At 54.9% G+C, this 15,593-nt stretch carries 12 protein-coding genes; 3 read left to right on the top strand and 9 right to left on the bottom strand.

Going from position 1 to position 15,593, the window contains the following annotated elements; translation table 11 throughout:
* The coding region (locus ACOYNV_RS20310) for a metallophosphoesterase (RefSeq protein ID WP_422901632.1) at positions 1–1,486 on the top strand (1,486 nt) is incomplete at its 5' end.
* A gap of 329 nt (positions 1,487–1,815) precedes the next feature.
* A complete protein-coding gene (locus ACOYNV_RS20305; protein WP_422901631.1) occupies positions 1,816–3,531 on the top strand; it encodes an alkaline phosphatase family protein in 1,716 nt (571 codons plus the stop codon).
* Positions 3,532–3,653: 122 nt separating this feature from the next.
* Here ACOYNV_RS20305 and ACOYNV_RS20300 read toward each other — a convergent pair whose 3' ends face one another.
* Complete coding sequence (locus ACOYNV_RS20300) at positions 3,654–5,714, bottom strand: TIGR03768 family metallophosphoesterase (protein WP_422901630.1); 2,061 nt, start codon at positions 5,712–5,714, stop codon at positions 3,654–3,656.
* Between the two features lie 217 nt (positions 5,715–5,931).
* Between ACOYNV_RS20300 and ACOYNV_RS20295 the strand changes: the two genes are divergently transcribed.
* Entirely contained in the window at positions 5,932–7,383 is a 1,452-nt protein-coding gene (locus tag ACOYNV_RS20295; RefSeq protein WP_422901629.1) for a hypothetical protein, read from the top strand.
* 9 nt (positions 7,384–7,392) lie between these two features.
* Here the strand turns inward: ACOYNV_RS20295 and gspN are convergent, their stop codons facing one another.
* The 8 genes from gspN to ACOYNV_RS20255 are packed head-to-tail and all read right to left on the bottom strand — an operon-like array spanning position 7,393 to position 15,446.
* Positions 7,393–8,112 (bottom strand): type II secretion system protein N, encoded by a 720-nt coding sequence (gene gspN / locus ACOYNV_RS20290; protein ID WP_422901628.1) that lies wholly within the window; start codon positions 8,110–8,112, stop codon positions 7,393–7,395.
* On the bottom strand, positions 8,109–8,588 hold the full coding sequence (gene gspM, locus ACOYNV_RS20285) for a type II secretion system protein GspM (protein WP_422901627.1): 480 nt from the start codon (positions 8,586–8,588) through the stop codon (positions 8,109–8,111). Before gspM ends, gspN begins: the two co-directional genes overlap by 4 nt.
* 7 nt (positions 8,589–8,595) lie before the next feature.
* Positions 8,596–9,669 (bottom strand): type II secretion system protein GspL, encoded by a 1,074-nt coding sequence (gene gspL, locus ACOYNV_RS20280; RefSeq protein ID WP_422901626.1) that lies wholly within the window; start codon positions 9,667–9,669, stop codon positions 8,596–8,598.
* 2 nt (positions 9,670–9,671) lie between these two features.
* The gene (gene gspE, locus ACOYNV_RS20275) at positions 9,672–11,150 is read right to left on the bottom strand and encodes a type II secretion system ATPase GspE (RefSeq protein WP_422901625.1); all 1,479 of its coding nucleotides are present in this window, start codon (positions 11,148–11,150) and stop codon (positions 9,672–9,674) included.
* Positions 11,147–13,261 carry a type II secretion system secretin GspD gene (gspD, locus tag ACOYNV_RS20270; protein ID WP_422901624.1) on the bottom strand — a complete coding sequence of 705 codons (2,115 nt, stop codon included), beginning with the start codon at positions 13,259–13,261 and terminating at the stop codon, positions 11,147–11,149. Before gspD ends, gspE begins: the two co-directional genes overlap by 4 nt.
* Positions 13,258–14,082: a hypothetical protein gene (locus tag ACOYNV_RS20265; protein ID WP_422901623.1), complete on the bottom strand. Its 825-nt coding sequence runs from the start codon at positions 14,080–14,082 to the stop codon at positions 13,258–13,260. The genes gspD and ACOYNV_RS20265 overlap by 4 nt, the downstream gene beginning before the upstream one ends.
* 40 nt (positions 14,083–14,122) lie before the next feature.
* The gene (gene gspK / locus ACOYNV_RS20260; RefSeq protein WP_422901622.1) at positions 14,123–15,043 is read right to left on the bottom strand and encodes a type II secretion system minor pseudopilin GspK; all 921 of its coding nucleotides are present in this window, start codon (positions 15,041–15,043) and stop codon (positions 14,123–14,125) included.
* A 7-nt stretch (positions 15,044–15,050) separates the two neighbouring features.
* The gene (locus ACOYNV_RS20255; protein ID WP_422901621.1) at positions 15,051–15,446 is read right to left on the bottom strand and encodes a type II secretion system protein GspJ; all 396 of its coding nucleotides are present in this window, start codon (positions 15,444–15,446) and stop codon (positions 15,051–15,053) included.
* Positions 15,447–15,593 lie beyond the last annotated feature (147 nt).

Here is a 15,593-nt window from a genome sequence, read left to right as displayed (position 1 = left end):
CTCGACACGGACTCTCACCGTGCTGTTTGCGCGCCTTCACGGGCGCACTCATTCCCGCGTAGGCGGGAACCCCTGGTACGTTTCCCGGACATCTTCCGCCATGTTGAAAACTTCCCGTCGTATATTTTTTCTGGTGCTGGTGGCTATTGGACTGATCAGCGGGTGCGGTGGTGGTGGTGGGACAAGCACCCCAAGTACCTCACCGGTGCTGGTCTTTTCGGATGTCCATTTCGATCCTTTCTATGACCAAACTATTTTTCCGCAGCTGGTTGCTGCGCCGGCCAGCGAATGGGCGAGTATTTTTCAGACATCGCACATAACGACACTTTCGGTCTCTCCCAACGATACCAACTACCCCTTGCTGGTGCTTGCACTCTCAAGCATACGGCAGAACCTGGGAGCCAGCCCGCTGGTGATTTTCCCCGGCGACATTCTGTCTCATGGCTTTGATAAAGCGTTTTATGCGTATTCCAACATCCAGACCCCCACAGCCGAGCAAGTCACCGCCATGCAGACTTTTTCAGACAAAACGGTCGCTTTTTTTATGGAGCAGGTGCGGCTATCGGTCGGAAACATTCCCGTCATGTTTGCCGTTGGAAATAACGATTCATACGCAGATATTGGGCCGGAGCCGCTTTTCCTTTCCAATACAGCGGAGCTTTTTTACAGCAAGTTTTTGAACGGCAGCGTCGATCATCAAGAATTTTTAGCCACGTTCACCAATGGTGGTTATTACGCGGCGGAGCCAGCGGGAACGAATTTGATGGTGATTGGGCTCAATACCGTCCAGATTTCCACGATCGTCACACCCGATGTTATTTTGGAGGACACGCAACTTGCCTGGTTTGAGTCACGACTCGCTTTGGCCAAAGCGGCCGGCAAAAAAGTGTGGCTCTTGATGCATGTGCCTCCCGGTACCTATCCGTATAAAACATCCAAGCTGGCGATCAATGGAAAAATTGATGCGACAAGCGCGCAGATGACGTGGCAGGCGAACTATCAGGATAGATTTCTGCAACTGCTCGCGAACTATCCGGGCGTTGTCGCGATGATCTTTGCCGGGCATACCCACATGGACGAATACCGCATTTTGCCCTCTTCGGAAGCGGTTGAAATATCGCCCTCCATCAGTCCGCGCTCCGGCAATAACCCTGCCTACAAGGTCTTTACCTTTTCTCCCGACAGCCTTCAATTCGTTGATTACAGTGCCCTGAATTATTCCCTCGCGAGCAATCCCCAGCCGGAGCAGTTTGCTAACGAATACACTTTTTTAGCCGGCTATTCCATGCCAGGTCTTTTGGCTAATTCCTTGGCGCAACTTTGGCCTGAACTGGCAACCAACATGGCAAAACAAACCCTTTTCAGAGAGTCCTATTCTTCTGGAAGCGCCTTTAAGCCCATGACCGATGCGAACTGGCAGATTTTCTGGTGCGGCATCGGGAAAATGGGAGTGAACGAGTTTGTAAGTTGTGTGAATGGTACGTAACTATATTCAGCACCCTGTTCCGTCATTCCCGTCTACCCAAAGGGGTCGGCTTCGCATTTTTTCCACGAAAAATGGATGCGATGCTGACCCCTTTAGTGCTTTGAAAAACTGGCGGGAAATTACGGTTGACGATGGGCAGAAGGTGCGGGGATACTTCGGCGAAGGTGGTTGAATTTCCTATCCTTCAACTGCAAATTCAAAAAAAACAGCCAAGAAACCTTGGTCATGGGTAAGCAACTCACGAACGTGACGATTCCAGGGCACGGGGTCCATTCTGGCAATTCCATATTCATAGCTTCTGTTGTTCACTTTCATCGAAGGAATGCCACATGAGCCAATCTTGCGACGACCACAACAACAAACCGGCATTGCAACCATCGATCATCCTTGGTCTCTCGCGCCGCGATTTTCTGCAGGCCACGGTGGCAATGGCGGGATCAGTACTGTTACCTTCGTGTGGCGGCGGGAGTGGCGGCGGGAGTGTCGGTGGGAGTGTCGGAGGGAGTTCGCCGTCACCGGACTCGGCGCTTCCTCCTCCCCTCTTCGCGAACATCAAGAATCTGGTCGTCGTAATGTTCGAAAACCGGTCTTTCGACAATCTGCTGGGCTATCTCTATTCACAGGGGGCGACGCCGGCGAACTGGAACGGGGCGCCGATTCCCCCGCCCGTGCCTTTGGCGCCGGATGGAAAGCCACAGCAGTTTGCCGGAGTATGGCAACTTGGCAACACCACTTCGCCGTGCAAAGGCACGGCGGGCTGCAACACACATAGCGGAAGCACGGCGCTGGCTTACCCCTACCCGACCGGCACGGATAACCTTCCCGCGCCAGATCCGTATGAGCCGTGGGAACATGTTCGAACCCAGGTCTTCGGCATCGACCGAGCACTGGAACCGGGCGACAAGCCGACGATGTCGGGATTTCTGCGGAACTACGCGGACAGGCTCCTTAGCTACACACCTGCACTGACACTCCCGCCCAAGGCGTCGGTCATCATGGGTTGCTACACCCCCGACCAGTTGCCAGTGCTTTCGGCGCTCGCCCAGAACTTCGCCGTTTTCGATCACTGGTATTGTGCAGTGCCGTCGCAGACGTACTGCAACCGCGCTTTCTTCCACGCCTCCACGTCATACGGGTACGTAACCAACTCGCTGTGGACCAAGTGGGAGACCGCGCCGGCCAACAACAACACGATCTTCGATGTTCTGGAGAAACAATCCAGCAAGCCGGATGCGCCTTGGGGGGTCTACTTCTCGGGTTCCGATCCGGGCATGTACACGGCAACTGGAGACCCTGACAACTCCACTGTGACGGATTACGTCGGGCTGACCGGGCTCGTTCACTACGATGTCGGCACCAAGTACGGGCCCTCGATTTATCCGAACAAGGACAAGGTCGCCAACGCCCCGCAGCGGTTCTTTGGCTTCGACCAGTTCTTCTCCGATGTCGCGAACGGCAATTTGCCGCAATACACGTTCATCGAAACCTTGGGCGGCAGCTTGGAATTTCCACCCTTCCTGCCCGACCCGCCCCCCAAAAAAAGCTTCGACTACCACCCACCGAAACCCCCCGGTGACGGAGGCAATGGAACCCGCAGCGTACTCAATGGCGAGGAAGTGCTGCGCCAGATCTACGAGGCGATCCGGACTAGTGGTGCGAATGGCGCCCATGACTACACGCAGGACACGATGCTGCTCGTCGTGTTCGACGAGCACGGCGGTACCTACGACCACATCCCGCCGCCGAAGGGAATCCCACCTGGGGGCAACTCACCACCGGAATCGCCCGACTTCAATTTCGACTGGCTGGGCGTGCGTGTCCCCGCCATCGCCATCTCGTCCTACACGATGCCCGGAACCATCATTAATGACGAAATGCACCACGCCGCAGTCATCAAAACGCTCTTGAAGATGAATCCAGGCGCCGTCACCCACCTTACCGAGAGGGACAAACCACCCACCGTTGCCGACCTCAGCCTCGCGTGCAACGGCGCGCGGTCTTCCATATCGGCGCCGTGGCCCGAGATTAAGAAAACGGTTGTATAGCAAACGATCAAAGGGGTCAGCTGCGCATTTTTTCATGAAAATAAATGCCATGCTGAGTCCTGTTGTTCTCTTTAGATGAGGGCGTTGAATGTAGAGGAATGGCGTTATCGGAAACGAGCCGTTTACGGGAACATTGCCGCTAAAACGCCTTGCATTGAAGTGCTCAATGTTTTGAACAGTTCAACATTGCACGAGCCATTGACCGGAACAGGCAATGGGTAGTTGGTCATGTCCGTAAATGAAATGCTGGGGTCTGTCGGCCCGTTTCCTGGGCTTGAAAAGTCTCCGCCCTGCGCTCGTGTTGGGTCCATCGTGGGCAGAAGAGATGGTGGGGGCAAAAGCCTGAATGCCGTAGCCAGATTCGGATTATTCAGCGTCACGTTATTCAGAACCAACTGCTGTGCTGCAATGGCATACTTGCGCGAGGTGGCCGCAGGCGTTCCCTCGGCGACTGACGGATCAATGTTGACGGTCACAATTGATACGGTGTAGTCGCTGTTCAAAAATATCTCAAAAGTTCGAAACTGTTGCGGGAAATCCCTTAGCGACCCAGTTTCAACCTGCCAGAATCCATCACAAAGCGGTTGGCCTGCGGCTGCGGGGAACGCCTTCACGGTATTCAGATGTCGATGTCCGGCGATCCACATGAGCAAATTCGGCGTGGCCTGAAGCGTAGCGACCAGGGTCGCCAGGTCTATGACATTCCGATTGGCTGCAACAGGAATCTGTGCTGCAGTCGGTTCCATCCATTCGGTTTCGGCACCAATGGCGGCCACACCGATTGGCACATGGGCGGCGATAATCATCAACTGGTTGTTCGCCGTGCCTTGCGTCAGTTCATTTTGCAGCCACGTCCAGCGCGTGGCATCAAGATATCCCTGGCCATGAATGTCCGTAGCTCCATCGTTTTCTGACCGGGTATCGTCGAGCACGATAACTTTGAGCGGGAACTTTGCATTAGGCACAAAGCTGTAACACGCGAAGCCGGGGTTGTTCGCTGCCAAGGTCGGGTTGACCAGATTGAAACCGTGGCCGACCGGGCTGCTCGTGGTGTTGAAAAATTCCTGAACCCAATCTGCTCTGACCAGTGATCGACGATTCGGGTCAGCGGCGACCTTTGGCGCCCCGGCAGGAAAAGCGGCCACTGTAGCTAGCCCGGAGTAAATGACATTACCGTATGGAGAGGTTCCGTCGAGTACGCCCATATAATAAAATGGACTCACTGACGCGTTATTCATGCTGAACCAGTAGGGGAATACTTCGGTTGGATTAAGCGCATTGCCGATGGCCCAGACGGAGTCGGCAAGGTATGAATTACGGAAACCAAGTGCGGGATTCGCGTCGATAGGAAATGAACCAATGTAAAAATGATCGTGGTTGCCGAGCGCCTGGTACCATGGGATGCTTTTATCGAGGCCGAAAGCCTGGTAACGTTTCTGGTAATCGATGCTGTCAGCGCCAAGATTGGCACCCGAACTCGGGGTGATGACTTGTCCGTCAATCACGTCGATATACCACCGAAGTTCGTTGTACGACGTGTTGTTGCAGGTGTCGCCCAGCGAGATGCCGAAATCGAATGGATTTCGCTGGTGCAGGACGTTAACCGTCTGCATCGCGGCGTCCAGCACCTGCGTAGTGCACATCATCACCGGTGAGTATATTGAGGTGTTGTTATTCTGCCCTTGCACTATTTCTTGCAAATACGTTATTTGGTTCGGCGCTTCTTTATCGGTGATGTGGATATCAGTGAAGGCAAAGAAATTCAGCAGCTTTGCTTTTCTGACCGGTGTCGGATTGCTATAACCAGCCGGCATAATACCTAGCGGCGCTACTGTTCTTTGCACTAACGGCAGCGCTGAGCCGAAGGTCCAGTTGCCATAGCCGTAGGTGGCGTATTGCGCAACCTGGCGAAGTTGCGCCGCAGTAAGGCCCGGCGAGAAACTTGCCGGGAATGAGAGCATCCTGTCCAGCGTCGTCTTGACATCGGGATCAATCGGATAGGACAGTATCGGTGAACTGCTGCCGCCACCGCCTCCGCCGCATCCGAAGGTCAGCGAACTCAGAGAAATGGCGCCTAACGTCCCTGCGGAATATTTCAGAGAATATTTCAGAAACTCCCGCCGTGATATTTCCCAGCCACTGCGATGTAAAGCATCGATTTTATTTGCGTCGTTATTATTCATCTCATCCCTTTGTGCAAGCCAGAGATGCTACACCACGCGATTCACGATTGAAATGAGCGCGATTGCTATATTCAACAATTTTTTTGTTGGTTTGTTTTTGCCTTCGCAAGTGCCGTTACAATTACCTTTTGCATATCAAAAAACAGGGCTTGGAGAATTCGGGCCTGAACAATAACAAGACGCGAACGAACGTTTCCTCGCTTACCGGATGATGATCATGAATAGGGTTTCTGCTGTACGTTCGCTGTTCCTGACGCTGGCTCTGATGTTACTCGCTGGGTGCGGAGGCGGTTCTGCTTCCAGTGTCACAGCACCGCTGAGCGCCGACAACCTTAACCTGATCTTCGTGGTCAGCCCGGATCTGGCTTACCACGCGCCTGGGGATGTCCATCTCGACACGGCTAACCTGAGCACCCAGGGCTTGCAGCGCTCGCTCTTGATGGCGCCTTTCCTGCAACAGCAGGTATTGGGGATGAACAATGTAAGCCGCATCTACGCGCTGCAACCGATGTCGCATTTGCAAACGGCTAACAGCTACCCCGACATGGCGGCGTTGGTCTACATTCAGCAGTTTGCCATGCTCAACCAGATCACGCTGACCAGCGGCGTGAACTCTGCCCCCGCCTACAGTTACCCGATCAATGTCTCGTATAACAACTTGGGACCCATCCCGGCCGATGTTGCAGCGCCATGGTCGAAAGCGCCATGTCCGGCTTGCCAGGGCCTCGTTTTCAACGATACGCGACTCGACAATGCGGCCTTGGTGGGCGCCATCGTCAAGGCCAATAGCCCGGGCTTTCATGTCTTCTCGGCGCCGTGGGAGACGATCAGCGAGTTGCTGGCCAATATCAACAAGCTCCAGGGTTATAACTTGACGCTTCCGGCGAACTTTGTCAGCCCTAACCTGATTTATGCGATCACCATCACCCCGGCAGGAAGCGCCAGCCTGGTAACTTACAACAGCAATCTGAGCCCGCCAGCGACCTACCCGGTGCTTTCTCCGCCGCTGGTGGTCGGACAGTCGTGCACGGCGACGCCTTTTACCATCACGGCGTCGGGTCCTAAGGTAGCGATCAACGCCAACCAGACGCTCTACCTTGTCCGCCACGCCGAGGCCCATCCAACGAGCTATTGGGAAGATGGCAACTACATCGCGACGGGCCAATGGCGGGCGCTGGCGCTGGCCAACGCACTGCCCGGCAAAATTAGCCCGACTCAGGTCTATTCGATCGATCCCGCGCAGGTTACTCCGGCGGGCTCCGCGAGTAGTTCCTGGGGTAATTCCAGTTGGTCGTATGTAAGACCCTCATTGACCGTCGCCCCGTACGCCATCGCCAACAACCTGCCCTACAAGCTGGTCGCAAGCCTGGAACTTCTTGATCCTTTATCGCCCTCGAAAACCGTGGATTTTTTCTTCAAGGACTCGAATTTCGCTGGCACAACCGTGCTGTTGGCGTGGGAGCACGACCACATTCCCCCGATAATTGATGTGCTTCTTGCGAGTTACGGCACCAAAAGCCAAAACACAGCTCCCAAATGGCAGGGAGAAGACTACGACAGTATATGGAAGGCGACGACCGATGGCAGTGGCAATTTGACGGTCGATAACCTGAAGTGCGAAGGAATTTATACCGCGCCGCCCCTGCCGCTCACGGCACCGCAATTCTGAGCGCTGCGTTCAGAAAGAAATCAGGTAGCCGGCATCGCTTCGAGGTAGCATGGAAAGTGCGGGCGACAGGCCAGGTAGTGGTGATTGAGGAGTCAGGATAAGCTGCCCGTTGAATTGAAGGCGGTTGGTATCAAGTTTTCCTTGCCCGGTCGCGGAAAGGACTCTGGACAGGGATCTGATATCCCAGCGCCCAATGCCGCCGTCAGCCACATTGAGGGTAAGCAGGTAACTGCCTAGTTGACCGGCTTGCGGCACCAGGGGGGAAAAAAGGCCGTCAATTTCAACTGTTGCAGTGGCCGCTGAGTGAGGACGCACGCTGTCTGCGCTGGCATGCATTAGCGCGCAGATACGCCATGCCTTTAAACCTGGATGCAGCGCGGTAAAAGGCTCCAGAGGTAAAAAAACGCTGACATGGTCAAGCTCTGGCCCATTGGGGCTAAGACCAATGGTCAGGTTGCTGGTTCTTTCCCCCAGGCTGCCGCTGACAACCCATTCGATTCTGGAAGATAACAGTGCTTGTGGGCGAAAACGCCACGTTACGCGTTCCTGGATAATCATGGAGTCAACGCCGATTGCCGAGGCGCTGCCATTCCAGATCGACCCGTCCACATTCTTGAGTTGAACTTGTTGTGGAAGGAAGAGGGTAATCAGGCTGACTGGCGCACGAACCACGCATGAAACGAAAAACAGGGTAAGCGCAATGACCAGAACGCGACGCGAAACCCTCATGGCGCGTATTCCATTTCAACAATAACGCGAGCATCTCCGCTGGATGCAGCTTCTGTTTTGGCGTTTAAAACGACTACGCGAGCCCCGGATTCCTGGCGCAGAGACTCAAGAAGTGCCAAGGCGTCTTTCATCGGTAATCCCGGCAAACGTATTTCCACCCGCGAAGAAGATAAAGCGCGCAGTTCAGCACTGATATTTTTATCCGCCAGCAAGCGAAAAAGGGTACTGCGCAAATCTGCACCATTTTTACTGGTAATGCCTTGGGCGCGAATTTCATTCAGGGGTTGAGAACGCATCGTGTTTAGCCGGGTTTCCAACTCCGGAATCCGCTTCTCCAGTTGATCGATACGTTTGCTCAACGGGGAAATTATTGCAAACCACATGAGCAAGGCAACGAAAGCCAGTCCCCATGCCAGCAAGGTTTTTTGCTCTCTGATTGAGCGGGCTTGCCACCAAAAAGTTATTTTCTCTTTCATGGTCCCGTTACCGTGAAATGCGGAATTGCAGGCGGGTAAAGCCCGTTTCCGCCGGGCTGGATTCCGGGCGGCCTGCGCCATCCAGCTGTGCTTTGAATTGGCCGACTTCAGTATCTGTCAAGGTAATGCGCACCAGGCCCTCGCCAGCTTCGATGCGGCGGGGATGGATGGGCACATTCAATCGGGTCGCCAGGGCAAGAACTGCGTCAAGTGCATCGCTATTGCTCGGGGATGCCTGTTCACGCATTTTGCTTTCCCATTGCAGGGCTGGATCGATGATCGGCGTGCCCGGGAATGTAGTGGCAAAAGTCTGACGAATTTCGTGCTGCAGGCGCGCTTCGCGGTTCTCCAATTGCCGCCAGTGAATCACATTGCTCAGCAGCAGCAGAAGGCACGAAATGGCGAGCATGAAAGCGCTCCGACGCAATGTGCGCGGATCGAATGCTTTTTGCCTGAAATGAGCAAGGCGGCCGGTAAGCATGTTGCTGAACGATGCCGGGCTGTGCAGCAGATACAGATCAGGCACAAATTGTGTATCCGTCCTTCCCGTCAGCAAAGAGATAGTGGCTTGCGCGTCGACAATGCCAATAGCGCCCTCAGTTGTGCGAAAGATATAACCGTCTGCAGTCAGTGCAAACGGCGTGGTATCGGGCACAAAAGGCAGCAATTCATATTCTGGAAAGATGCGCTCCGGGTTTAGCCCGGCAGCGCTCAAGCAAACCAGTTGTGCCTCCAGCCAATGGCGACTGCAGACCCAAATAGTCCGCTGGTTTCCCGTTTGGGGGCCTGTAACATAAAAGGCATCGGCCTTGTCGCCCAGCAGGCGATCTTCCATGGCTTGCGCGATCAGCGAATCCAGATGTTTTTTTTCTAGCAGTGGCAAGGTCAGTTGGTGCGCGGAAACTCGCCCGGCAGGCAGGACGATTTCCAGCGCGTCATGTTTCGGCAGGTTCGCCGGCGTTGCATCGCCACTAGCCGCCAGGTTGCGAGCAGCGTCAAAAGCGGACCAGATCAGTTCGCTCCAGCTTTCTTTTGCAGGGAGATGAACACGCAACAATGAAAAACGGGATGGGTTGTTCATGATCAGGCGTCCCGCGTCACGCGAAGGATTTCATCGAGCGTTGTAGCACCGTCCAGAACTCGGGCAATGCCATCGTTGCGCAATAAAGTCATGCCGTTTTGTACGGCCTGTGCGCGAATATGTTGTTCGTTGCCGCCCTGATGTACCAGCGTGCGCAAGGTTTCATCCACGGTTAGCAACTCGTACAAACCGGTTCGGCCACGGTAGCCCGTTTGGTTGCATTCAGGGCATCCTGACGCACGATAGAGCATGGTTGGCTGGCCAACACCTTCAACGCCAAGCAATTCCAGTTCGCCGGCATCGGCTTGATAGGCCACCCGGCAAGTCTGGCACAGCAAGCGCGCCAGGCGTTGCGCCAGCACGCCAATGGTGGATGAGGCGAGAAGGAAAGGCTCGATTCCCATATCGACCAGTCGGGTGATGGCGCTTGGCGCATCGTTGGTGTGCAACGTAGCCAGCACCAGGTGACCGGTGAGCGAAGCCTGAACTGCAATCTGGGCGGTTTCCTGGTCGCGGATTTCACCGATCATGATGACGTCCGGGTCCTGGCGCAGGATGGCGCGCAGGGCGCGGGCGAAACTCATGTCGATGCGCGAGTTGATCTGGGTTTGACCAACGCCATCGAGGTCGTATTCGATCGGGTCTTCGACCGTCATGATGTTGATTTGGGTGCTGTCCATGCATGACAGCGCCGCATAGAGCGTGGTGGTCTTGCCCGAGCCAGTTGGGCCGGTCACCAGAAGAATGCCATGGGGCTGCTGCAGCAAATGTTGCAAGCACATGAGTGTGTCCTGGCGCATTCCCAACTTTTGCAGTTCCATCCGACCGGCCGACTTGTCCAGCAGGCGCAGCACAACGCGCTCTCCGTGGCCGGTAGGCAGGGTCGAGACACGAACATCGACCGGACGACCGGCAATGCGCAGGGCGATGCGACCATCCTGCGGCAGGCGCTTTTCGGCAATATCAAGTCCGGCCATGATTTTGATGCGGGAGACAATGGCGGAATGCAGTCCTCGCCGGGGTTCGATCACGTCGCACAGTTGCCCGTCAATGCGGAAACGCACCGTAGCGCGTGCTTCAAACAACTCGAAATGCACGTCGGACGCGCCCTTGCGCAAGGCTTCTGCGAGCAGGGCATTGATCAGCCGGATAACCGGCGCGTTGTCCTCGGCATCCAGCAAATCTTCAAGTTGCGGCATTTCTTCCAGCAGGTTGGATAGATTGGCAACTTCGGAAATGTCATTGACTAGGCTGGCGGCACTTACGCCGACATTATTAAAAACTTGGGCCAGCCGCTCCTGGTATTCGTCTTTCGGCAGAATGCGCAGGCTCAATGGCAATGGGCTGTTGCGCTGTAACTCACTAAGCGCGCCCAGATCGCCGTCCTGACGGAAGAAAACATTCAGAGCGCCATTTGTTTCTCCCGAGTCGAATAGCCCGTATTCCCGGGCAAACGCATAAGAGACGATGGACGTGCTCATGGTTGAGGGGTGCCCGATACCGGTTTATTTTCCGAGCTGAGGTTGATTACGGGTGTGGTCACCTGCTCCGGCAGTTGCACCTTGGGGACATTGTCCAGGATGTAATTCTTTGGCATTTCAAACAAGCCTTGCTGGTTACGCAGATACTCATAGCGGTCTGCAGACAGGGCTTTTGTAGATTGGGAGTCACGCAGTATTACGGGGCGCAGGAAAACCATCAGATTGACTTTTTCACTGGCCTGCGTTTCGTAGCGGAAGAGGCTGCCGACGAATGGAATGTCGCCGAGGAGTGGCACTTTGTTGATGCCCGCTCCTTGTTTGGCTTCGATCAGGCCGCCGAGCACAATGGTTTGGCCATCGTCGACCAGAACCTTGGTTTCGATCAGGCGTATTTTGGTGGCGATACCGGCACCATTGGTGTTGACGGTATTGTCGATGCTGGAGACCTCCTGCACCACCGCCAGCGTGATCGTTCCCGATTCGGAAATCTGTGGTTTGATCTTCAGCTTGATGCCGATATCCTTGCGCTCGACAGTCTGGAAGGGGTTTGCCGAGTTATTGCCCGCCGTCGTGAACGAACCGGTGAGGATCGGAATATTTTGCCCTACGGTGATTTTTGCTTCTTCGTTGTCGAGCATTAAAAGATTGGGTGTGGACAGGATATTGCCGTCGCCATTTTTCTCGATCGCGCTGGCCAGCAGGCCGAGTGATGCCGTGCCTTTGGTCGGGTCGCCATTGAAGATGCCGAGGTGGAAACCAAGCGGTATGGATACGGTGCCGGTTTTTGCACTCTGATAAAGGCTTCCCAGATTACTGCCGGTCGGGTTGATCGAGGAAATGACGCCAGCGCCGACTTTGTCATTGCCGCCAGCACCGATCCACTGAACGCCGAGTTCTGTGGTTTTTGAAACATTGACTTCGGCAATCAGGGCCTCGATATAAATCTGCGCGCGACGGACATCAAGTTTGTCAATTACCGAGCGCAGATTGTTGTATATATGATCGGGTGCAGTAATGATCAGCGAATTGGTCATGCTGTCCGCTTGGATTAGTACGGTGGCGCCGCCTACCTGGGCGCTGACGCTGGAGGATTGTGGCGCGCTACCGGAATTCGCCGTTACGGAGGGGGCGGCTACGGTTAAAAAACTGCTGCCGGGCATGTTGGTCGTGCTGAAACTGGAGTTTGAATTCGACGCGGATGCGGTGACTCCGGGGCCGCCATCCTGCCCGGTCAGAATTCCTTTAAGTGTTATGGCCAGGCGAACGGCATCGGAATTACGTAAATACACCACGTTGATGTTGCTGCCGGAAGCGGTCGGTGTGTCAAGACTGGCCACCAGTGATTTGATTTGCTTGGTGTGTGGCGCGGCCTCGCTGCGCACCAGCAACTGATTGCCACGCATGTCTGAAACCACAACCGTACGGCGCACGCCTTCCGCTACGGGCATTGGCGATGCCACGCCCTGGACCAGGATTTCCGGCATCAGGCGAGCGATGGTCTGTGCGATATCAAGTGCAGAGGCGTGCTTGATTGGAATCGAAAAAACCTCACTGAGCGGTGGCTGGTCAATGTTTTCGATGATCCGGCTGATGCGGGCGACGTTGTCGGCGTAATCGGTGATGACCAGCGTATTGCCGCCTTGATAAGCGGCAATGGCGTTATTGGCCGAGACCAGCGGTTTCAGGGTGTTGACCAATTGGCTGGCTGATTCATAGGTGAGCGGAAAAACCTTGGTAACCAGTCGGTCTCCCGAGCTTTTGCCTTGCCGATTGAGCACCTGCACGGACTGAGCCTTAGCCTCAGCTTCCGGCATCACCTTGACGATGCTGCCATTGTCTATTGCCGTAAATCCTTGCTGGCGCAAGGCGGAGAGCAGAATGGGGTAGACCAGGTCGCGAGCCACTGGCTGGTTCGAAACGATATTGATCGATCCCTTCACTTTGGGGTCGATAACAAAGTTTTTTCCGGTGATTACTCCTACCGCCTTGATCGTCGATTCCATATCCGAATTGACAAAGTTGAGCGTGACCAGATCGTCTGTCGCACCAGCAACGGGCGGGCAAAGCACCAGAATCAGGGCGGTCAGCAGGGGGCGGAAAGAATTTTTCATGGTTGGATATCGTAGTGCTGAGTGAGAGTGGCGCCATCGCGAACAAGAACAACATCCACCGAAGATTGTTGACCAAAGAAATGGAAAAACAACGAATTATCGGCGAGTTGATCCAGTTTTCTCCCATTGATGCTTTTCAGAATGTCGCCATTTTTAAATTGGAGCAGTTTGGAAAGCGGCTGCGTTGCGGCGTTGTCCACTCGGATGCCGCCATCGGGCACAGAGGACAACCCTTTATCCCAAGCGCTCAGATTCACCCCTTGAATAATGCCGGCCATTTGTCCACGCGTCATTTTGATTGGTGGTAGTGCCTTTATCGGTGGCGGATTTTTCTTGACGTCAGCAAACAGGGCGGGCACGATTTTTTGTGGCAACTTGATCACCTGCCCGACGCCGGATTGTTCGATGGTAATCTGATTTGGTTCGACTGAAAGCAGTCTTCTGCCGGGAGTGATTTCAGCGCCAACCCGTACCGCCACGCTGCTGCCGTCTGCACTTTTGAGAACGGCGGCGCCATTTTTTCCGGCGATTACCGCGATCAGGCTGTATTGCTCAGCTGCCCCTGCGCCGGTTTTTATTTCTGTGCCATACCAGCGCAGGAAAGCATCCTGGGGAACACTATTTTTATCTGGGCTCAGTCTTGGCATGACCAAGCTGACGTTCTGGGTGGCGGGTGAAAACAGCACCCAGAACAATCCAGCGAACTGCCAGCAAAGCACAATGAACAACAGTTTTTCCAGCCAGCCCGGCAAACCAGAAATTATGGAGTGGGTACGGGGAGAAAGTGTCACGATGGAGGCCGGGAGCAAAAGAGGGCTCATGGTAGGCTCGTTCGTTTTAGTTTGCCAGAATTTGTTCGGATCATATCCGTTTCACCCAAAGCACCTCCGGCATCTTGTTACGCTGACGGTATATCAAGGCATGGTAGCGCAGGTGCGCGCGACCAAACCATGACTCCACGTCCGACAAAAAGTACTGGCTTTCAACACCATAGGCGGAAGATCCCGAAATGCTGCGCAGGCGCTCCGGCAAGGCATTGAGGTAATCCTGAGAACTCTTGAAATGAGCCGAAGCGCGTCGGTTCACTATCAGTTCTGCGTCTCCGATGCTTAGCCCTGGCGTAATAGCCATGAGTATTTCGGGGGGGGCAAAATTGACATTGATGGCCGTTGTCTCGGGCAGGATGGTCACCAGGGATTCCAGTGCGGCAAGCTTTCCTGCCTCAATGCCAGTCAACTCCGCCAGTTCGGACAGGTTGGCAACCGGCAATAACTTCCTCAGGTGTTGGTTTTGAGCGTCTGCTTGCTCGGGCTGCCCGATCGCTGCCTGGCTGGCCATGGCGTGAGCGATTTTCCCCGCCCATTCGGTAGGCAGGTTCCGGGTCGCCAGCAACCTTTGCAGTGCGCCTACGCCGGCCTGGTTAACCGCGCCGCGGTTTTGCAGCGTGAACAGGTTGAAGCGCCCTTGCATTTCGATCAGACGTCCACTGACTTTGCCTTCTTCAACACCGATCGGCGGGATGGGAACGGTCCACGTTTCAAGCAGATGATCCTGCTGGTTGTTGCGCATGTCGTCGCGCAATGTAAGGCGCGCCAGATCTATCGCGCCGAAAGCTACCGCCTGGGCGGCAGACAGCTCCTTGCGATTCTCCATCTGGTTCAGCCACAGGCGTTCGCGTGCGCTCAAGGCAAAGGCCAACGAGGCGACCATGGCGGCAATCAGGATCGCCGTGATGACAGCAATCCCGCGCTCTTTTCTTGGTGAAATACCGCGAAGTGTCATGGCAAATTCATGGCAAATAATAGAGGCGTTCGAATTGGCCACGACCGGCCAAGGTCAAACGGATGCGGATTGCGCGTGGCTTGAGTGCGGCCTGTTCTCCAGGCCAGGCAGAAAACCAGGTATTGTCGGCGCCGAGATAGGCCACCGAGCATTCCTCAACGCTTTGCAGCAGGCTATGAACCGGCATCCCGGCAACTGTGGGCTTGCCATTGATCGGTTCAAGGCGCAAATTTAGCGCACCATGTTCGCATCGGTAGCGGGCATGAACCGGGGTGCGGTCTTCGTCATAACGCGACAGATCGATAAAGAAACCCGCGTCGTCAGTGCTGCTTCCCTGCAAGGGCGGATAGATTTCACCTTTCTGAGTGCGGAACAGTTGTGGCGAAATCTGAACAAAATCCATTTCCATCCGGTCAAAAACCTGCCCCAATTCTCGCCAGAAACGTATTTCACGTTCAAGCGAGCTTTTGGTCGAAATAACCGCATTAAGCCCACCATCAGATTTCTTCTGTTAGGACCCAATTGGTTTGGCACTTTTCACACCAGCGTG

It is taken from the genome of Propionivibrio sp., assembly GCF_049316945.1.
Taxonomy (GTDB): domain Bacteria; phylum Pseudomonadota; class Gammaproteobacteria; order Burkholderiales; family Rhodocyclaceae; genus Propionivibrio.
The sequence above is the reverse complement of the archived record's forward strand: the minus strand, read 5'-3'. Positions and strand labels throughout refer to the sequence as shown.